We start from the raw sequence: 18,756 nt of genomic DNA on the forward strand, positions 1-18,756 counted from the left end.
AGTCCCAGGACTGGCATTGTTTTATGAGCCGAAAAACCATGACCGAACCTGCGCCGCTTTCCCGTCCGCAACTTCGACGCATGTTGCGCAACGCCCGCCGCGCCCTCACGCCGAGCGAGCAGCGCCGGGCCGCCCAAGGCCTGTATCGGCAACTGGCACAGCACCCGCTGTTTCGCCGGGCCAAACATATTTCCTTGTACCTGCCGACGGACGGTGAAATCGATCCGCGCCCGCTGCTGCGTGCCGCTCAGCGCCGGGGCAAGGCCACGTACCTGCCGGTGCTCAGCGCCTGGCCACGGACCAAGATGGTGTTCCAGCGCGTGCGGCCTGGGGAGAAACTCTTGCCCAACCGTTTTCGCATCCTTGAGCCACGGGTCAATCTCAGCCGGCAACGCAAGGTCTGGGCGCTGGACCTGGTGCTGCTGCCGTTGGTGGGATTCGACGACGCGGGCGGACGCCTGGGCATGGGCGGTGGTTTCTACGACCGCAGCCTGGCCTATCTGGCTCGCCGCCAAAGCTGGCGCAAGCCGACGCTGCTGGGCCTGGCCCATGAATGTCAGAAAGTCGAACGACTGGTGCAGGCGAGTTGGGACGTGCCGTTGGCGGGCACTGTCAGTGACAAGGGATGGTATATCGCACAGGCGCCACTGGAGTCAGCGGCGCCTTGAAAGAAGGGTTAACGCTTGAACGGCTGTGGCTGCTGTTGAGCCAGTTCAACGGGAGCATCGGTCTTGTTCGACCACAGGCTTTGCGCATACCCGGTGGTCACGACACCCAGACCAAACAAAATCACCAAAATCCATAGTAAATCCGGTTTACGTTGCATCGATTGCCCCCCTTCAGGCACCTCGTACACGATGACAACAACGTTCCAAAGTAGTCCGTTGCAGCTGCGTCAAGCTTAAAATCCCGGCATTCTGCGTTAACGTGAACCAACACGCAAACCTTGGCGCCAACCGACTGTCGGTTTGTCATGGAATTGCCTGACAACTTTCCCAATGCCTGTTTCAGGAGCCCAAAAATGGCCTACTGGCTGATGAAATCCGAGCCCGACGAACTCTCCATCAAAGGCCTGGAAAAGCTTGGCGAAGCCCGCTGGGACGGGGTGCGCAACTACCAGGCGAGAAATTTCCTGCGCGCCATGGCGGTGGGTGACCAATTTTTCTTCTACCACTCCAGTTGCCCCGAGCCAGGTATCGCCGGCATCGGCAAAATCGTCGCGGCGGCGTACCCGGATCCCACCGCACTGGAACCCGACAGCCACTATTTCGACGCCAAGGCCAACGCCGAGAAAAATCCGTGGAGTGCGATCAACGTCGCCCATGTCGAAACGTTTGCCAATGTGCTGGGCCTTGGCTACCTGAAGCAACAGGCCGCACTTGCCGAACTGCCGCTGGTGCAAAAAGGCAGCCGCCTCTCGGTGATGCCGGTCACTGCCGAGCAATGGTCGGCGATACTCGCACTGCGCTGATAGAGCAGAACCCTGCGGTCACGTTCCCGGCGCATGCATCTGCACGGTAACCGGGTTAGGCTTGCGCTTCATTTGACCGGTATCAAGGCCCGCTGAGGCAACACCGGTCAAACTAGGACGCTAACGCCGCAGGATGCACCCATGTCGACGAACCACCGCACCTCCCAGCTATTTGCCACGTTGCTGATCCTGTTACTGGTCGCCGCCGGCGGCTTTGGTTACTGGAAGTCCACCCAGGACCGCCTGCCCGAAGGCCTGAGCATGGGTAACGGCCGCCTGGAATCCACTGAAGTGCAGATCGCCGCGAAGATCCCCGGGCGCCTCGCCGAAGTGCGGGTGGATGAAGGCGACAAAGTGCTCAAGGGCCAACTGCTGGCCCGCATGGACACCCGCACCCTGGAGGCCCAGCGCGCCCAGGCTGAAGCCGAGGTGCTGCGCGCCAGGGAAAACTTCGCCGCCGCCGAGGCCAATGTGCAACTGCGCCAGAGCGAGCAATTGCTCGCCAACCAGGAACTCAAGCGGACCCAGGAGTTGTACAAGCGCGGCTTCGCCAGCAGCCAGTTGATCGACCAACAGCAGGCGCGCCAGAACACCGGCAATGCCGCCGTGATTGCCGCGCAAGCCCAGGTCAATTCGGTGAAAGCCGCGATTGGCGCCGCCCAGGCCCAGGTCGCCCAGCTCACCAGCGAAATCGATGACAGCAGCCTGCGCGCGCCCATCGACGGGATTATCCAGCTGCGCCTGGCCGAGCCCGGTGAAGTGCTTGGCGCCGGGGGGCGCGTGCTGTTGCTGATCGATCCGCACGATCAGTACATGAACCTCTACCTGCCCGCCTCCGTCACCGGGCGCCTGACCGTCGGCAGTGAGGCACGCGTGCTGCTCGACGCCCTGCCCGATCAGCCGCTGCCGGCCAAGATCAGCTTTGTCGCGGCCAAATCCCAGTTCACACCCAAGGAAGTCGAAACCCGCGACGAACGCCAGAAACTGGTGTTTCGCGTCAAACTGCGCCTGACCGAACCCAGCGCCGTGCCGCAAGCCAAGCCCGGCATGCCCGGCGCCGGCTATGTGCGTACGGCGGATATCGACTGGCCGGCCAACCTGCAATGACCGGCCTGGCGCTGCACGCCACCGGGATCAACCACCGCTACGGCAAACAACAGGCACTGCTCGACATCGCCTTCAGCCTGCCCGCGGGCACTCGCTGCGGGCTGATCGGCCCGGATGGCGCGGGCAAGTCGAGCCTGCTGGGGCTGATCGCCGGGGTCAAGAAACTGCAGGACGGCCAGTTGGAAGTGCTCGGCGGCTCCATAGCCGATCGTCGTCATCGCAACAGCCTCTACCCGCGCATCGCGTTCATGCCCCAGGGCCTGGGCGGCAACCTGTATCCCGAACTGTCGATCAGCGAGAACATTCGCTTCTTCGCGACATTGTTCGGCCTGTCGAAAGCCGATTGCGACCAGCGCATGCACAACCTGCTGCTGGCCACCGACCTCGCCCGTTTCGCCGAGCGCCCTGCCGGCAAGCTCTCCGGCGGCATGAAACAGAAGCTCGGCCTGTGCTGTGCACTGATCCACGACCCGGACCTGTTGATCCTCGACGAACCCACCACCGGCGTCGACCCGCTGTCGCGCCGGCGCTTCTGGGAACTGGTGGAAACCGTGCGCAGCGAGCGCCCGCAACTGACATTGCTGGTGGCCACGGCCTACATGGAAGAGGCCGAGCAGTTCGAACATTGCCTGATGCTCGACCGTGGCAAGCTGATCGCCGATGGCCTGAGCCGGGACCTGGCGGCGACGACACCCAGCGGCAAACTGGATGAAGCGTTTACGCACTTCCAGGGCGACAGCGCCCACAACAACCAGCCACTGGTGATCCCGCCAAGGGAAAACGCCAACACTGATATCGCCATCGAAGCCCACGACCTGACCCTGCGCTTTGGGGATTTCACTGCGGTGAACAAGGTCAGCTTCGCGATTGGGCGGGGAGAGATTTTCGGCTTCCTCGGCTCCAACGGATGTGGCAAGACCACCACCATGAAAGTCCTCACCGGGCTGATGCCAGCCACTGAAGGCAGTGCCATGCTGCTGGGCAATCCGGTGAATGCCAAGGACCTGGCCACCCGCAAGCGTGTGGGCTTCATGTCGCAGAGTTTCTCGCTGTACGGCGAACTCAGCGTGCGCCAGAACCTGGTATTGCACGCGCAACTGTTCGACCTGCCCAAGGCCGACAGCGGCCCGCGCATCGATGAGCTGATCCAGCGCTTCGACCTCGGTGACGTCGCCGAGCAGCCGTCCGGGGAACTGCCTCTGGGCCTGCGCCAGCGTTTGTCCTTGGCAGTGGCGGTGCTGCACCGCCCGGAAGTGCTGATCCTCGATGAGCCGACCTCGGGCGTCGACCCGGCAGCGCGGGATGATTTCTGGCGGCTGTTGGTCGAGCTGTCGCGCGAACAAGGCGTGACGATTTTCCTGTCCACCCACTTTATGAACGAAGCCCAGCGCTGCGATCGCATCTCTTTGATGCATGCGGGCAAGGTGCTGGCCTGTGATACGCCGGACGCGCTGCAGCGGCAGTTCCACGGCGACACCTTGGAGGCCGCATTCGTCACCTGCCTGGAGCAAGCCCAGGGCGAAGCCGAACCCACCGCGCCCGCGCAAACCGTCAGCGAAACCAGCACACCGCCGGTCAGCAAGCGCGGTTTCAGCCTCTCGCGCCTGTTGGCGGTGGCGAGTCGTGAAGGCAAGGAGCTGCTGCGCGACAAGGTGCGCATGGCGTTCGCCCTGCTTGGGGCGATGTTCATGATGGTGATCTTCGGCTACGGCATTTCCCTGGACGTGGAAAATCTCGCTTTCGCCGTCTACGACCAGGACCAGACGCCGCAAAGCCGCGCCTACCTGGAAGCCTTTCGCAGCTCGCGCTATTTCGCCGAACAACCCGCCATCCGCGACGCCACCGAGTTGCACCGGCGCCTGCAACGTTCAGAAATCAAACTGGCCCTGGAAATCCCGCCGGGGTTCGGGCGTGACCTCTACGCCGGTCGCCAACCCACGGTGGCTGCGTGGCTCGACGGTGGCATGCCGTTTCAGGCGGAAACCAGCCGTAACTACGTGGAAGCGGTGCACCAGGGCAATCTCCAGCAACTGGCCGAACTGAGCAGCCTGCCCCGCAGCAGCCAGGCTGCCGTCAAACTCGAAACGCGCTTTCGCTATAACCAGGACGTGGTCAGCGTGAATGCCATCGGTCCGGGAGTGATGGCACTGATCCTGGCGTTTATCCCGGCAATGCTCACCGCCCTGGGCATCGTGCGGGAGAAGGAGCTGGGTTCGATCACCAACTTCTACGCCACACCGCTGACCCGCCTGGAATTCCTGCTCGGCAAACAGGCGCCGTACCTTGCGGTGAGCCTGGTCAACCTGGCGCTGTTGGTGGCGATGAACCGCTGGCTGTTCGGCGTGCCATTCAAGGGCAGCGGCCTGACCCTGGCATTCGGCGGCCTGCTGTACGTGCTGGCCACCACCAGCATGGGCCTGCTGATTTCTGCATTCACCCGCACCCAGATCGCCGCGATCCTTGGCACCATGATCATCACCAGCCTGCCGACCATCCAGTTCTCCGGCCTGATCGTGCCGCGCTCGTCCCTGGAAGGTGCGGCCGCCCTGATGGGCACGCTGTTTCCGGCCGGACACTTCCTGGATATTGCCGTGGGCACCTTCACCAAAGCCCTCGACCTGCGCCAGTTATGGCCACAGTGCCTGGCGCTGTTCGGATTTTTCGTCGGGTTCACCGGGCTGAGCCTGGTCATGCTCAAGAAGCAGGAGGCCTGATGCACACGCTTTCTCACATCCTGCGCCTGGGCCTCAAGGAACTCACCAGCCTGCGTCACGACAGCGTGCTGCTGCTGTTTCTGTTCTACGCCTTTACCGTGGCCATCTACATGCCCGCCGCAGGCTCGGTGATTGGCGTGCACAACGCCAGCGTGGCATTTGTCGATGAAGACCACAGTGCACTTTCACGGCAGATGGCCGAAGCCCTGCAACCACCGGAGTTCCAGACGCCTGCGCCGCTGGCCTACGACCAGTTGGACAAGGTCATGGACAGCGGTGAATACACCTTCGTGATCAACGTGCCGGCAAACTTCCAGGCCGACCTGTTGGCCGGTCGCCAGCCAGGCGTGCAGGTGAATGTCGACGCCACGGCGATGAGCCAGGCATTCATGGGCGCGGGCTACATCGGGCGGATTTTCCAGCGCGAATTGCTCAACTACAGCGGTCAAACCGATGCTGCGAGCAAGACGCCCGCCCTGCTGACCACCCGGGCGCTGTTCAACACCAACCTGGAGGGCGGCTGGTTCCTGGCGGTGATCCAGATCGTCAACAACATCACCATCCTCGCCATTGTCCTGACCGGCACCGCGCTGCTGCGCGAGCGCGAGCACGGCACCCTTGATCACCTGCTGGTGCTGCCGCTGACGGCGCTGGAAATCATGCTGGCGAAAATCTGGAGCAACATGCTGGTGGTGGTGCTGTGTACCTGGCTGTCGCTGGAGGTGGTGGTCAAAGGCTTGCTCGGCGTGCCGCTGGCCGGATCCCTGAGCCTGTTTCTGTTAGTGACGGCGCTGTACCTGTTTGCCAGCACCGCGCTGGGTATCTTCCTCGCCACCCTGGCCCGCTCGACACCACAGTTCGGCTTGCTGGCGATCCCGGTGATCATCCCGATGCTGTTGCTCTCCGGCGGTAGCACGCCGCTGGACAGCATGCCCGAATGGTTGCAGTGGGTGATGCAGGGCTCGCCTTCGACACACTTTGTAAGCCTGAGCGCGGCGATTCTGTTTCGGGATGCGGGGGTGAGCGTGGTGTGGCCTGACTTGTTGGCGCTGGCCGGGATTGGCTTGCTGTTTTTTGCGGTGGCGTTGGCCAGGTTCCGTAAAAGCCTGGCCTCCTAACGTCTATGAACCGGTTCTCGTGGCGAGCGGGCTTGTTGTGGCGAGCGGGCTTGCCCCGCGTTGGGCTGCGCAGCAGCCCTGATCGAGTTTCACATTTCTTCAGACACACCGAGGCGTAGGGTTTTGGGGCGGCTTCGCCACCCAACGCGGGGCAAGCCCGCTCGCCACGACAAGCCTGTTCTGCCGCGTTACTGGATGATCAGGTTGTTGAACAACAGGTCTTCCACCACCGGTTTGCCCGTCTCGTCGTTCATCACTTGCTGGGTCTGCTTGAGCGCTTCCTGGCGCAGCTTTTCCTTGCCTTCAATGGTGCTCATGGTCTCGCTGGTCTGCTGGGTGAACAGCGCTACCAACTGGTTGCGGATCAACGCATCGTTGGCTTTGACCGCTGCGGCAGCCTCGGGGCCAGTGACGCGCAGGGCGATGTCGGCCTTGAATACCTTGAGTTTCGCCGTGCCGTCCAGGCCGTAGTTGCCCACGAACGGCGGGCTCAGGCTGATATAGCTGACCTTCGGCGCCTCGCCTTCTTTGGCTTCTTCGGCCTGTGCTGCCATCGGCAAGGTCAGGGCCAGCATCAACAGGATCCACGCTTTCACAGTTCATTCCTCAAATTCGGTTGCCCGGTAGCATAACGCTAGCAAGGCTGAGTACAAGCTTATAGCGGCTTATCAGGCCGGGGCATGCTCGTTGACCCACGGGCGTACCCTCCTACACTTATCGGCCACGATGCCAAAAGGAATAGTCCGATGAAAGCTGTGCTGTGCAAAGCCTTCGGCCCCGCCGAAACCCTGGTGCTGGAAGAGACCGCAAGCCCTACGATCAAGAAGAACGAAATCCTGCTGGACGTGCATGCCGCCGGGGTGAATTTCCCGGACACCCTGATCATCGAGGGCAAGTACCAGTTCAAGCCGCCCTTCCCGTTCTCGCCCGGTGGCGAAGCGGCGGGCGTAGTCAGTGAAGTGGGAGAAAAGGTCAGCCACCTGAAAGTCGGTGACCGGGTCATGGCGCTGACCGGCTGGGGCAGCTTTGCCGAACAGGTCGCGGTGCCCGGCTATAACGTGCTGCCGATCCCGCCGAGCATGGACTTCAACACCGCCGCCGCCTTCAGCATGACCTACGGCACTTCGATGCACGCGCTGAAACAGCGCGCCAACCTGCAACCCGGCGAAACCCTGCTGGTCCTCGGTGCCTCCGGTGGCGTCGGCCTGGCCGCCGTGGAAATCGGCAAGGCCATGGGCGCGCGGGTGATCGCCGCCGCCAGCAGCGCCGACAAGCTGGCCGTGGCCAAGGCTGCGGGCGCCGATGAGTTGATCAACTACAGCGAAGCCAGCCTCAAGGACGAGATCAAGCGCCTGACCGACGGCAACGGCGCCGATGTGATCTACGACCCGGTGGGTGGCGAGCTGTTTGACCAGGCCATCCGCGCCATCGCCTGGAACGGCCGCCTGTTGGTGGTGGGCTTTGCCAGCGGACGCATCCCGGAACTGCCGGTCAACCTGGCGCTGCTCAAGGGCGCGGCAGTGGTCGGGGTGTTCTGGGGCTCGTTTGCGCAACGCCAGCCGCAGGACAATGCGGCGAACTTCCAGCAACTGTTCAGTTGGTATGCCGAGGGCAAGCTCAAGCCGCTGGTCTCGCAGGTGTACCCGCTGGAGCAAGCCGCCCAGGCGATCAATGACCTGGGGCAGCGCAGGGCGGTGGGCAAAGTCGTGGTCCAAACCCGCTGACCAACTGAAATGTGGCCGAGGTGGAAGCTGGCTTGCCTGCGATAGCGGTGGGTCAGCCAACACAAGTGCAGCTGCGAGACCACTCTCGCAGGCAAGCCAGCTCCCACCGTTGATCTCCTTAGGCCTCGAGACCTGATACCGACCATCACTTATCTATTAGCGACATGTTCGTAAGAGAACATGCGATTGCTCCCATTTCCTGTATTTGCGGATAAGAGGCAATGCTATTTTCGGTAACGAAACTGTAACATTCGCATCCGCAGTCAAAACAAGAAATTTGGAGCTCTTGAATGTTTGCTTTCTTTCGTCCTGCCGCACACCAGGCACCCCTGCCTGAAGAAAAAATAGACAGCACTTACCGACGCCTGCGCTGGCAGATCTTCGCCGGTATTTTCTTCGGTTATGCCGGCTACTACCTGCTGCGCAAAAACTTCTCGCTGGCCATGCCCTACCTGATCGACGAGGGTTACACCCGAGGTGAGCTGGGCCTGGCGATGTCGGCCATCGCGATTGCGTACGGCCTGTCCAAGTTCCTCATGGGCCTGGTGTCCGACCGCTCCAACCCGCGCTACTTCCTGCCCTTCGGCCTGCTGGTGTCGGCGGGGGTGATGTTCATTTTCGGTTTCGCGCCTTGGGCCACGTCCAGCGTGACGATGATGTTCATTTTGCTGTTCATCAACGGTTGGGCCCAGGGCATGGGCTGGCCGCCAAGCGGGCGGACCATGGTGCACTGGTGGTCGCAGAAAGAACGCGGCGGCGTGGTCTCCGTGTGGAACGTGGCGCACAACGTCGGTGGCGGCCTGATCGGCCCGCTGTTCCTGCTCGGCATGGCGTGGTTCAACGACTGGCACGCAGCGTTCTACGTCCCGGCCACCGTGGCGTTGCTGGTGGCGGCCTTCGCCTTCATTACCATGCGCGACACCCCGCAATCGGTAGGCCTGCCGCCGATCGAGCAATACAAGAATGATTACCCGGAAGGCTACGACGCCAGCCACGAAGACGAATTCAGCGCCAAGGAAATCTTCGTCAAATACGTGCTGCGCAACAAAATGCTGTGGTACATCGCGTTCGCCAACGTGTTCGTCTACCTGCTGCGCTACGGCGTGCTGGACTGGGCGCCGACTTACCTCAAGGAAGCCAAGCACTTCACGGTCGACAAGTCGTCCTGGGCGTACTTCTTCTATGAGTGGGCGGGCATTCCGGGCACGCTGCTGTGCGGCTGGATGTCGGACAAGATCTTCCGGGGCAACCGTGGCCTGACCGGCATCGTGTTCATGGCGCTGGTGACCGTGGCGACCCTGGTCTACTGGCTCAACCCGCCAGGCAACCCGGTGATCGACATGATCGCGCTGTTCTCCATCGGCTTTCTGATCTATGGCCCGGTGATGCTGATCGGCCTGCAGGCGCTGGAACTGGCACCGAAGAAAGCCGCCGGTACAGCTGCGGGTTTCACCGGTCTGTTCGGTTACCTTGGGGGTTCGGTGGCGGCGAGTGCGGCCATGGGCTACACCGTGGACCATTTCGGCTGGGACGGTGGTTTCGTGCTGCTGATCGCCGCGTGCCTGCTGGCTATCGCGTTCCTGATCCCCACGCTGTGGCACACCAACAGCGTCAGCGCGGCGCGCTAACCGCCTGAGCAATCCTTGGCACACCGCTTGAGCCGCGCCTCCAGGTTTTTATCTGGCATGGCGTGGCTACGCAGGGCGTTGACGGTCTGCTCGACATAATCGCGAGTCGTGCCGTAACGCCCGCAAGCGCTTTCCAGCACATGATTGAGCACTTCGTCGGGCAAGTTCCCGGCGTAGCTGGGCAAGTGCCGCTCCAACACAAACCCCAACGCCTGCACCTGGCTGCCATCTTCCAGACGGCAACTGAGCCAATGTGGCCGGTACGAGGGATAGGGCATTTCGCGGCGCCACAGGGCGTAGAGCGACGCTTCCAGCTGATCTTCCGGCAGCCGATAGGCAAATCCGCTGCAGGAACCCCCGCGATCCAGCCCGAATACCAGCCCCGGCAACTCCGGCGTACCCCGATGTTCGTGAGACCACAGGTACAGGCCCCGGTGATAACCGTGGACCCGTGCCCGCACCCGCTCGGTGGACGAGCATTCAGGGCGCCAGATCAGCGAACCATACGCAAATAGCCAGACCGGCCCACCCTTGTGCCGACCCATGGTGGCCTGCATCGAGCTCAACAACTGTTCGTGAGTGAGTTGCGGCCCCAGATCGAGCCGCGGAGGGTAAGCCAATTGCAAAAGATCGGATTCAATGGCGGTCATGGCGAAAAGCGGTACGCCTCCTGTGTGTTACCAGTTGTAAGCAACTTTACCGTAATAAAACGCGCCGCTGTAACCGTACGGCGAAAAAGTGCTATAGGCGAGATTGCCACCACTGCTGGCGAAGGCGTTGACCTTTTCCGGGTATTTATCGGTGACGTTGTCGCCGCCCAGGGTGAACGTCCAGTTCTTCAGCTTGTAGTCCGCTGACAAATCCAGCACCCAGGCGGCCTTGAAGGTCTGGTCGTTGACCTTGTCCGCCTGGTAGCTGGTGAATTCACCATAGCGCACCAGGTTGCTGTGCAACGCCCAATTTCCGAAGGTGAAGTCGTTACCCAGGCTCAGCTTGTGCTGCGGCGTGGTATCGCCGAGCAACCCTATGCGCTCGCGACGGTCCACACGCAGCAGGTTCACGCCCAGGCTATCGAGAATCGCCGGGTTGGCCTTCACGTCCGTCACCTTGGTGTGGTTGTAGTTGTAACCTACGGTGCTGTTCCAGCGGATGCCGTTATCGAACTGGTAGCGATAGTTGGCTACCAGGTCGACGCCGTCGGTGCTGGTGTCGGTGGCATTGGTGAAATAGCGGGCACTGGTGTAGTTGATGTTGCCGACGCCATTGGCTTGCAGGTAGGCAATGGCCGCGGGGTTGAGGTTGAGGTTTGACGACAGGCTGATGCGATCGCGGATGTCGATGCGGTAGACATCGAGCGTCACGGTCAGGTCATCGGCGGGCTCCAGCACCAGGCCGAGGCTGTAGTTGCGCGATTTCTCGGCCTTGAGGTCTTCAGCGCCGAGCAGGCGGGCGACCTGGCTGTTGGCGGGAAAGGTACCCGCTTCCTGGATAGTGCTGCCGATCAACTGCGACGAGGTGTAGGCAAAGTTCTGCTGGGCCAGGGACGGCGCGCGAAAGCCATTCGAGACACTGCCCCGCAAGGCCACCTGCGGCGTGAAGTCATAACGCGCCGACAACGAGCCGCTGACATTGGAGCCGAAGTCGCTGTAGTCCTCATGGCGCACGGCCGCAGAAGCGCTGAGTTTCTCGGTGAAATTGGTTTCCAGGTCCAGGTACTGGGCCCAGTTATGCCGCGAGCTGGTGCCGGCATCGGCATCGCGGAATCCACCCAGGCCGGAGCTGCCGGTCTGGTAGTAGGACGCCGGCTCACCCGCCTCGATCTCGTAGCCCTGGTGCAGGTATTCGCCGCCGAACGCTACCGAAACCGGATACGGCAGCCAGCCCACATCGAACTCACGGGACAGGTCCAGGCTGACTTGTTTCTGATCGTTGCTCAGCGTGCCGTTATCGAACTTGCGCGGCGTGGCCAGGCCCAGGGAGGTGTTGATGGTTTCGGTGCTCAGCTCGTATTGGTTCTTGCCATAGTTGGCCGACAAATCGTAATGCCAGTCATAGGCCAGCAGGCCGCGCAGGCCTACCACCAGCGAGGTGTCCTCCAGGTTGCCCTTGATCAGCGGCAGGTAGCCGTTGGGGTTGAGCGCCGGAATGTTGTTGGAGGCATTGCTCGCCCGATAGAACGCCGCCGTCTCGCCCCGCCGCTTGCTATAGCCACCGAAGGTGTAGAACTCCAGCCCATCGTTGAACGAATACTCGGAGTTGAACGCCAGCTTGCCTTCATTGGTGGCCGGTTCACCCTGGCGAAACACCTGCTGGCCGTAGGTGGTAGAGCCTACGCTGGCGGGTCGGAAGTCTTTACCGGCGCGGTTGGTGTAATCGTTGTCCGCCCCCTCGGCCGAGAGGTTGATGAAACCGTTGTCCCCTACTGCCAGGCCGGTGTTGCCGCTGATATTGCGTTGGATACCATCGCCTTTCTTGTACTCGCCAAACTTGCTGGAGATCGAGCCGCCATGGTCGGCGTGCTTGAGGATCACGTTGATCACCCCGGCAATGGCATCGGAGCCATAGCGCGCGGAAGCACCGTCGCGCAGCACTTCAATGTGGTCCACCGCCGACAGCGGGATCGCATTGAGGTCTGCCGGTGCCGAACCACGGCCTACCGCCCCGCCCAGGTTGACGAACGCGCTGGTGTGGCGGCGCTTGCCGTTGACCAGCACGAGCACCTGGTCCGGCGACAACCCGCGCAGCTGCGCCGGGCGAACCAGCTCGGCGCCGTCTACCAGGCTTGGGCGCGGGAAGTTGATCGACGGAATCAGCCGCGCCAACACTGCCCCCAGCTCATCGGAGCCGGTACTGCGCAAGCTATCGCCGGAAATCACATCGATAGGCGACAGCGACGCACTGGCCGTGCGCTCCTGGGCGCGGGTACCGGTAACGATGACGGTGTCGAGTTTGGGTGCATCGGCGGCGGGCGTTTGCGCCGCCAGGACTGGATTGAATCCCACAGCGGTCAGCAAATTGGCCGACAAAATCGCTGTGTACAACGCGTGTTTCTTGTAGCTCCCCATACCGCTCCCCTAAATCAAAATTCAGAACGTCAGTGTCCTGAGTTCGTACGATCGATCCGGCTGGCGGGCGGTAGCGGTCAGTTGTTGGTCATTGGAAGAAAAATCGGTAGTCCGTTGAGATATAGCTTAAAGATATTTATGTAACAAATTAAATACCTTTAAAGAATAAGCGAATGCATAAGCACGGCGCCCCACTCGTCAGGATTGAGGGTGGCAATCCCGTTACTTTCAGCCCGGGTTCAGCCTTGGGAATGCTCCTGCCGTCAAAATAGCGCGCACATCACGACCCACCTAGCCGCCGATCAAACCGACTATCGAGGTCGCACCCATGAAGACATTTCGACTGCCTGGCCTGTTGTTTCTCGCCCAGGCCACCACTGCGCTGGCGGGAGAGACACCGCCGGCAAACGACGACAAAGGTTTCTGGTACGCGCAGACCAGTGTCTACACCCGACACTTTGCGCCCGATCCGGACCACAACAACCACCAGGACCTGATCGGCCTGGAACGCAATGAGGCGTCAGGCTTTGTGTATGGCGGGGCGACATTTCGCAATTCGTTCCGCCAGCGTTCCTACTACGCCTACGCGGGCAAGCGCTATGACATGTCGGACTATCCGGTGTACTTGAAGCTGACAGGCGGGGCGATCCAGGGTTATCGCGGCGAATACCGCGACAAGATCCCCTTGAACCGTTTCGGCGTGGCCCCGGTGATCATTCCGTCGGTAGGCACCCATTACGGGCCGGTGGCGGCAGAGTTTGTGCTGTTGGGGTTCAATGCGGCGATGGTGACGACTGGCGTGCGCTTCTGAAGCTGACACGGTGCGAGCCAATGTGGGAGCGGGCTTGCGATTGCGGTATGCCAGTCAGCAGATATTGCGCTGACCCACCGCTATCGCAGGCAAGCCAGCTCCCACATTTGGACTGTATTTCAAGGTTGGAACCGAGTTGTATCGACCGCTCAAACGCCGGTGCCTCGAACCCCAAGCCCGAACAGCAATCAAAACTGTGGGAGCGGGCTTGCTCGCGAAAGCGGTGGGTCAGTTGCTGAAGATGCTGGCTGGTCTGGCGCCTTCGCGAGCAAGCCCGCTCCCACATTTGGGTTGTATTTCAAGGTGGGAATCCAGTTGTGCCGACCGCTCAAAATGCCGGCGCCTCGGGTCCCAAGCCCGAAAAGCGATCAAAACTGTGGGAGCGGGCTTGCTCGCGAAAGCGGTGGGTCAGTCGCTGAAGATGCTGGCTGATCTGGCGCCTTCGCGAGCAAGCCCGCTCCCACATTTGGGCTGTATTTCAAGGTTGGAACCGAGTTGTGCCGACCGCTCAAAATGCCGGCGCCTCGAATCCCAAGCTCGAACAGCAATCAAAACTGTGGGAGCGGGCTTGCCCGCGAAAGCGGTGGGTCAGTTGCTGAAGATGCTGGCTGATCTGGCGCCTTCGCGAGTAAGCCCGCTCCCACATTTGGGTTGTATTTCAAGGTTGAAACCGAGTTGTACCGACCGCTCAAACGCCGGTGCCTCGGGTCCCAAGCCCGAACAGCAATCAAAACTGTGGGAGCGGGCTTGCTCGCGAAAGCGGTGGGTCAGTCGCTGAAGATGCTGACTGATCTGGCGCCTTCGCGAGCAAGCCCGCTCCCACATTTGGGTTGTATTTCAAGGTTGGAACCGAGTTGTACCGACCGTTCAAATGCCAGTACCGCGCCTCGAATCCCAAGCCCGAACAGCAATCAAACTGTGGGAGCGGGCTTGCCCGCGAAAGCGGTGTGTCAGTCGCTGAAGAGGGTGACTGATCTGGCGCCTTCGCGAGCAAGCCCGCTCCCACATTTGGGCTGTATTTGATGTTTGCTCGGCTCAGGGCCGAGGCGCGTAGGCGAACACATCGGCGCGCATCTGGTGTGCATCCATGCCGGCGTCGACCAGCGCGTCCAGGGTGCCGTAGATCATCGCCGGTGAGCCGCTGGCGTAGACATGCACCGCCTTGAGGTCGGCAATGTCTTCGCACACGGCTTCATGCAGCAGGCCGCAGCGCCCTTCCCAGCCGCACAGGTCGCTGACAACCTTGTGCAGGAACAGGTTGGGCAGTTGCTGCCACTGGTCCCAATGCTCGATCTGGTAGAAATCTTCCGGTCGACGCACGCCCCAATACAGGTGCACCGGGTGCTTGAAGCCGGATGCGCGGCAGTGCTCGATCAGGCTGTGCATCTGCGCCATGCCGGTGCCGGCGGCGATCAACACCAGCGGCCCGTCCGGCAGCTCCGCCAGGTGGGTGTCACCGAACGGCAGTTCGACACGCGCCATCTGGTTGCGCTGCAGCTGCTCCAACAGGCTGCGCGCGCTGTCTTCGCGGACCAGCACATGCAGCTCCAGCTCGCGCCCGGCGTGAGGCGCCGACGCCAGGGAAAACGCCGACTTCTCACCGTTCTCCCGTTCGATCATCAGGTATTGCCCGGCGTGGTAACGCACGGCCTTGCCGGCCGGAGCCCGCAGGCGCACGCGCCACACATCGCCACCGACATCCACGCACTCACTCAATTGGCACGACAACTTGCGCAACGGCAACTCTCCCGGCGCCAGCACGCCATCCCACAATACGATGCAATCTTCCAGCGGCTCGGCGATGCAGGTGTAGAACTCACCGTGGTCACGCACCTCACCGCCTTGTTGCACCCGGCCCTCAACCAGCAACGCGGCACACACATGGCACACCCCATTGCGGCACGCCTGGGGACACTCGTAGCCCAGGCGACGCGCGCCTTCGAGGATTCGCTCGCCGGGGACCAGCTCCAGCACCGCGCCGGAAGGTTGCAGGGTTACACGCATCAATCTATTCCCAATTCTTTCCAGATCGCATCGACACGCGCCGTCACGGCTTCATCCTTGACGATGACCCGACCCCACTCACGGGTGGTTTCGCCCGGCCATTTATGCGTGGCATCCAGGCCCATCTTCGACCCCAGGCCCGACACCGGCGAGGCGAAGTCGAGGTAGTCGATCGGCGTGTTGTCGATCATCACCGTGTCGCGCTTGGGGTCCATGCGCGTGGTGATGGCCCAGATCACGTCGTTCCAGTCGCGGGCGTTGATGTCGTCGTCGGTGACGATAACGAACTTGGTGTACATGAACTGTCGCAAAAACGACCACACACCCAGCATGACGCGCTTGGCATGGCCCGGGTACGACTTCTTCATGGTCACGATGGCCATGCGGTACGAGCAGCCTTCGGGCGGCAGGTAGAAATCGGTGATCTCCGGGAATTGCTTCTGCAGGATCGGCACGAACACTTCGTTCAGCGCCACGCCGAGAATTGCCGGCTCATCCGGCGGACGGCCGGTGTAGGTGCTGTGGTAGATCGGCTTGATCCGATGGGTGATGCGCTCGACGGTGAACACCGGAAAGCTGTCGACTTCGTTGTAGTAGCCGGTATGGTCGCCGTAAGGGCCCTCATCCGCCATCTCGCCAGGGTGAATCACACCTTCGAGGATGATTTCGGCGGTGGCCGGCACTTGCAGGTCGTTGCCGCGGCACTTCACCAGTTCGGTACGGTTACCGCGCAACAGGCCGGCAAAAGCGTACTCGGAAAGGCTGTCCGGCACCGGGGTGACGGCACCGAGGATGGTCGCCGGGTCGGCGCCGAGGGCCACGGACACCGGGAACGGCTTGCCGGGGTGCTTCTCGCACCACTCGCGGAAATCCAGGGCGCCGCCACGGTGGCTCAGCCAACGCATGATCACCTTGTTGCGGCCGATCACTTGCTGGCGATAGATGCCGAGGTTCTGGCGATCCTTGTTCGGGCCCTTGGTGACGGTCAGGCCCCAGGTGATCAGCGGGCCGACATCGCCGGGCCAGCAGGTTTGCACGGGGAGCATGGCAAGGTCGACGTCATCGCCTTCGATGACCACTTCCTGGCACACCGCGTCCTTGACCACCTTGGGCGCCATGGCAATGATCTTGCGGAAGATCGGCAGCTTCGACCAGGCATCCTTGAGACCCTTGGGTGGCTCAGGCTCCTTGAGGAACGCCAGCAGCTTGCCGATCTCGCGCAGTTCGCTGACCGACTCGGCGCCCATGCCAAACGCTACGCGCTCGGGAGTGCCGAACAGGTTGCCGAGCACCGGGATATCGAAACCGGTCGGCTTCTCGAACAGCAGCGCCGGGCCCTTATTGCGCAGGGTACGGTCGCAAATCTCAGTCATTTCCAGCACCGGCGAAATCGGCATCTGGATACGTTTCAACTCTCCGCGCTGCTCAAGTTGCTGCACGAAATCCCGAAGATCCTTGAATTTCATTAACCATGCCACCCGTAAAATAGGCGTACATCCTACCTGCTCTGGCGGCGGCTGGCAGCTTATCGCGGTGCATTTGCGTGCCGAAGGTGCTTAAAAAACGCACGAAAAAAAATGGCGCCCCTGGGGGCGCCATTTTTTCGGACCTGAAACGTCGTATTACTTACGCTTCATCGACAGGAAGAACTCGTCGTTGGTCTTGGTGGTTTTCAGCTTGTCGATCAGGAACTCGATGGCGGCGACTTCGTCCATCGGGTGCAGCAGCTTGCGCAGGATCCACATGCGCTGCAGTTCGTCGTCGGCAGTCAGCAACTCTTCGCGGCGGGTGCCGGAGCGGTTGATGTTGATGGCCGGGAAGACGCGTTTTTCCGCGATGCGACGGTCCAGGGGCAGTTCCATGTTGCCGGTACCCTTGAACTCTTCGTAGATCACTTCGTCCATCTTCGAGCCGGTTTCAACCAGCGCGGTGGCGATGATGGTCAGCGAACCGCCTTCCTCGATGTTGCGCGCGGCGCCGAAGAAACGCTTCGGTTTCTCCAGGGCGTGGGCGTCGACACCACCGGTCAATACCTTGCCGGAGCTCGGGATCACGGTGTTGTAGGCACGGGCCAGGCGGGTGATGGAGTCGAGCAGGATCACCACGTCTTTCTTGTGCTCGACCAGGCGCTTGGCCTTTTCGATCACCATTTCGGCAACCTGCACGTGGCGGGTTGGCGGCTCATCGAACGTGGAGGCAACCACTTCGCCGCGCACGGTGCGCTGCATTTCGGTCACTTCTTCCGGACGCTCATCGATCAGCAGCACGATCAGGTGAACTTCAGGATTGTTACGCGCGATGTTCGCGGCAATGTTCTGCAGCATGATGGTCTTGCCGGCTTTCGGCGGTGCGACGATCAGGCCACGCTGGCCCTTGCCGATCGGGGCGCACAGGTCGATCACACGACCGGTCAAGTCTTCGGTGGAACCGTTACCGGCTTCCATCTTCATGCGCACGGTCGGGAACAGCGGGGTCAGGTTCTCGAAGAGAATCTTGTTTTTCGCGTTCTCGGGGCGATCGAAGTTGATCGTGTCGACCTTGAGCAGGGCGAAATAACGCTCACCTTCCTTCGGAGGGCGGATCTTGCCAACGATGGTGTCACCGGTGCGCAAGTTGAAGCGACGGATCTGGCTCGGCGAGACGTAGATATCGTCTGGGCCGGCGAGATAGGAGGCGTCTGCAGAGCGGAGGAAGCCGAAGCCGTCCTGGAGAATCTCCAGCACGCCATCACCGGAGATTTCCTCGCCGCTTTTCGCGTGCTTCTTGAGCAGGGAGAAAATCACGTCCTGCTTGCGCGAACGGGCCATATTTTCTATGCCCATTTCTTCGGCCAATTGGAGCAGGTCGGTAATCGGCTTTTGCTTGAGTTCAGTCAGATTCATATAGGAATGACGTAATCATTTATGGAGGGGGGAAATTAAGCTTTTGGCTTAATGAGGCCGCGCCGCAGAGAAGGCGACAGGATCGCGTACTAATCGAAAAGGAATGCGTCGGCGACGGCTTGCAGGGGGCAGTGGAGAAACCAGTGCGGGGCCGAATGTACCACCTGAGTTTCGGAGCGTCTAGCCCTGTTTCACGAAAAAGCCCCGCAATTTGCGGGGCTTTTTTGACGAC

At 61.4% G+C, this 18,756-nt stretch carries 15 protein-coding genes; 8 read left to right on the forward strand and 7 right to left on the reverse strand.

All coding sequences use genetic code 11. From position 1 onward, the window contains the following. The first annotated feature begins 38 nt into the window (after positions 1–38). On the forward strand, positions 39–668 hold the full coding sequence (locus BBG20_RS08910; RefSeq protein ID WP_065902348.1) for a 5-formyltetrahydrofolate cyclo-ligase: 630 nt from the start codon (positions 39–41) through the stop codon (positions 666–668). Positions 669–676: 8 nt separating this feature from the next. Here BBG20_RS08910 and BBG20_RS32915 read toward each other — a convergent pair whose 3' ends face one another. Then, the gene (locus BBG20_RS32915; RefSeq protein ID WP_010207387.1) at positions 677–826 is read right to left on the reverse strand and encodes a hypothetical protein; all 150 of its coding nucleotides are present in this window, start codon (positions 824–826) and stop codon (positions 677–679) included. A gap of 195 nt (positions 827–1,021) precedes the next feature. On the opposite strand from BBG20_RS32915, the gene BBG20_RS08915 reads away from it, so the two are divergent. From BBG20_RS08915 to BBG20_RS08930, 4 genes are all read left to right on the forward strand, one after another. After that, entirely contained in the window at positions 1,022–1,471 is a 450-nt protein-coding gene (locus BBG20_RS08915; RefSeq protein WP_065902350.1) for an EVE domain-containing protein, read from the forward strand. A gap of 141 nt (positions 1,472–1,612) precedes the next feature. Beyond that, on the forward strand, positions 1,613–2,578 hold the full coding sequence (locus BBG20_RS08920) for an HlyD family secretion protein (RefSeq protein WP_065902352.1): 966 nt from the start codon (positions 1,613–1,615) through the stop codon (positions 2,576–2,578). Then, complete coding sequence (gene rbbA, locus BBG20_RS08925; RefSeq protein WP_065902354.1) at positions 2,575–5,292, forward strand: ribosome-associated ATPase/putative transporter RbbA; 2,718 nt, start codon at positions 2,575–2,577, stop codon at positions 5,290–5,292. The genes BBG20_RS08920 and rbbA overlap by 4 nt, the downstream gene beginning before the upstream one ends. Continuing rightward, positions 5,292–6,410: an ABC transporter permease gene (locus tag BBG20_RS08930; protein ID WP_065902356.1), complete on the forward strand. Its 1,119-nt coding sequence runs from the start codon at positions 5,292–5,294 to the stop codon at positions 6,408–6,410. The genes rbbA and BBG20_RS08930 overlap by 1 nt, the downstream gene beginning before the upstream one ends. Positions 6,411–6,598: 188 nt before the next feature. On the opposite strand, the gene BBG20_RS08935 is transcribed toward BBG20_RS08930, so the two are convergent. After that, complete coding sequence (locus BBG20_RS08935) at positions 6,599–7,006, reverse strand: flagellar basal body-associated protein FliL (protein ID WP_065902358.1); 408 nt, start codon at positions 7,004–7,006, stop codon at positions 6,599–6,601. Between the two features lie 150 nt (positions 7,007–7,156). Here BBG20_RS08935 and BBG20_RS08940 point away from each other — a divergent pair, with 150 nt between their 5' ends. Both BBG20_RS08940 and glpT read left to right on the forward strand, forming a co-directional pair. Further along, positions 7,157–8,134 carry an NADPH:quinone oxidoreductase family protein gene (locus tag BBG20_RS08940; protein ID WP_065902360.1) on the forward strand — a complete coding sequence of 326 codons (978 nt, stop codon included), beginning with the start codon at positions 7,157–7,159 and terminating at the stop codon, positions 8,132–8,134. 290 nt (positions 8,135–8,424) lie between these two features. Further along, on the forward strand, positions 8,425–9,762 hold the full coding sequence (gene glpT / locus BBG20_RS08945) for a glycerol-3-phosphate transporter (protein WP_065902361.1): 1,338 nt from the start codon (positions 8,425–8,427) through the stop codon (positions 9,760–9,762). On the opposite strand, the gene BBG20_RS08950 is transcribed toward glpT, so the two are convergent. Continuing rightward, positions 9,759–10,412, reverse strand: coding sequence for a gamma-glutamylcyclotransferase (locus tag BBG20_RS08950; RefSeq protein ID WP_065902362.1), 654 nt, complete (start codon positions 10,410–10,412; stop codon positions 9,759–9,761). The two genes, glpT and BBG20_RS08950, sit on opposite strands and share 4 nt — an antisense overlap. A 27-nt stretch (positions 10,413–10,439) precedes the next feature. Then, on the reverse strand, positions 10,440–12,827 hold the full coding sequence (locus BBG20_RS08955; protein ID WP_065902363.1) for a TonB-dependent receptor plug domain-containing protein: 2,388 nt from the start codon (positions 12,825–12,827) through the stop codon (positions 10,440–10,442). Between the two features lie 328 nt (positions 12,828–13,155). On the opposite strand from BBG20_RS08955, the gene BBG20_RS08960 reads away from it, so the two are divergent. Continuing rightward, positions 13,156–13,638, forward strand: coding sequence for a sn-glycerol-3-phosphate transporter (locus BBG20_RS08960; protein WP_065902364.1), 483 nt, complete (start codon positions 13,156–13,158; stop codon positions 13,636–13,638). A gap of 1,035 nt (positions 13,639–14,673) precedes the next feature. Here the strand turns inward: BBG20_RS08960 and BBG20_RS08965 are convergent. The 3 genes from BBG20_RS08965 to rho all read right to left on the reverse strand — a co-directional run bounded on the left by BBG20_RS08965 (position 14,674) and on the right by rho (position 18,524). After that, on the reverse strand, positions 14,674–15,642 hold the full coding sequence (locus tag BBG20_RS08965; RefSeq protein ID WP_065902366.1) for a CDP-6-deoxy-delta-3,4-glucoseen reductase: 969 nt from the start codon (positions 15,640–15,642) through the stop codon (positions 14,674–14,676). Further along, positions 15,642–17,108 carry a 4-hydroxy-3-polyprenylbenzoate decarboxylase gene (gene ubiD, locus BBG20_RS08970; RefSeq protein WP_065902367.1) on the reverse strand — a complete coding sequence of 489 codons (1,467 nt, stop codon included), beginning with the start codon at positions 17,106–17,108 and terminating at the stop codon, positions 15,642–15,644. Before ubiD ends, BBG20_RS08965 begins: the two co-directional genes overlap by 1 nt. A 156-nt stretch (positions 17,109–17,264) precedes the next feature. Beyond that, positions 17,265–18,524 (reverse strand): transcription termination factor Rho, encoded by a 1,260-nt coding sequence (rho, locus tag BBG20_RS08975; protein ID WP_003176825.1) that lies wholly within the window; start codon positions 18,522–18,524, stop codon positions 17,265–17,267. Between the last annotated feature and the right edge of the window lie 232 nt (positions 18,525–18,756).

The sequence above is a fragment of the Pseudomonas aylmerensis genome, assembly GCF_001702265.1.
GTDB classification, from domain to species: Bacteria; Pseudomonadota; Gammaproteobacteria; order Pseudomonadales; family Pseudomonadaceae; genus Aquipseudomonas; species Aquipseudomonas aylmerensis.

Excerpts from the sequence above, each read along its gene's own strand:
- BBG20_RS08940 (WP_065902360.1), top strand. The coding sequence starts at position 7,157 with ATGAAAGCTGTGCTGTGCAAAGCCTTCGGCCCCGCCGAAACCCTGGTG.
- rho (WP_003176825.1), bottom strand. The coding sequence starts at position 18,524 with ATGAATCTGACTGAACTCAAGCAAAAGCCGATTACCGACCTGCTCCAA.
- glpT (WP_065902361.1), top strand. The coding sequence starts at position 8,425 with ATGTTTGCTTTCTTTCGTCCTGCCGCACACCAGGCACCCCTGCCTGAA.
- BBG20_RS08930 (WP_065902356.1), top strand. The coding sequence starts at position 5,292 with ATGCACACGCTTTCTCACATCCTGCGCCTGGGCCTCAAGGAACTCACC.
- BBG20_RS08915 (WP_065902350.1), top strand. The coding sequence starts at position 1,022 with ATGGCCTACTGGCTGATGAAATCCGAGCCCGACGAACTCTCCATCAAA.
- ubiD (WP_065902367.1), bottom strand. The coding sequence starts at position 17,108 with ATGAAATTCAAGGATCTTCGGGATTTCGTGCAGCAACTTGAGCAGCGC.
- BBG20_RS08910 (WP_065902348.1), top strand. The coding sequence starts at position 39 with ATGACCGAACCTGCGCCGCTTTCCCGTCCGCAACTTCGACGCATGTTG.
- BBG20_RS08960 (WP_065902364.1), top strand. The coding sequence starts at position 13,156 with ATGAAGACATTTCGACTGCCTGGCCTGTTGTTTCTCGCCCAGGCCACC.
- BBG20_RS08955 (WP_065902363.1), bottom strand. The coding sequence starts at position 12,827 with ATGGGGAGCTACAAGAAACACGCGTTGTACACAGCGATTTTGTCGGCC.
- rbbA (WP_065902354.1), top strand. The coding sequence starts at position 2,575 with ATGACCGGCCTGGCGCTGCACGCCACCGGGATCAACCACCGCTACGGC.
- BBG20_RS08920 (WP_065902352.1), top strand. The coding sequence starts at position 1,613 with ATGTCGACGAACCACCGCACCTCCCAGCTATTTGCCACGTTGCTGATC.
- BBG20_RS08965 (WP_065902366.1), bottom strand. The coding sequence starts at position 15,642 with ATGCGTGTAACCCTGCAACCTTCCGGCGCGGTGCTGGAGCTGGTCCCC.
- BBG20_RS32915 (WP_010207387.1), bottom strand. The coding sequence starts at position 826 with ATGCAACGTAAACCGGATTTACTATGGATTTTGGTGATTTTGTTTGGT.
- BBG20_RS08950 (WP_065902362.1), bottom strand. The coding sequence starts at position 10,412 with ATGACCGCCATTGAATCCGATCTTTTGCAATTGGCTTACCCTCCGCGG.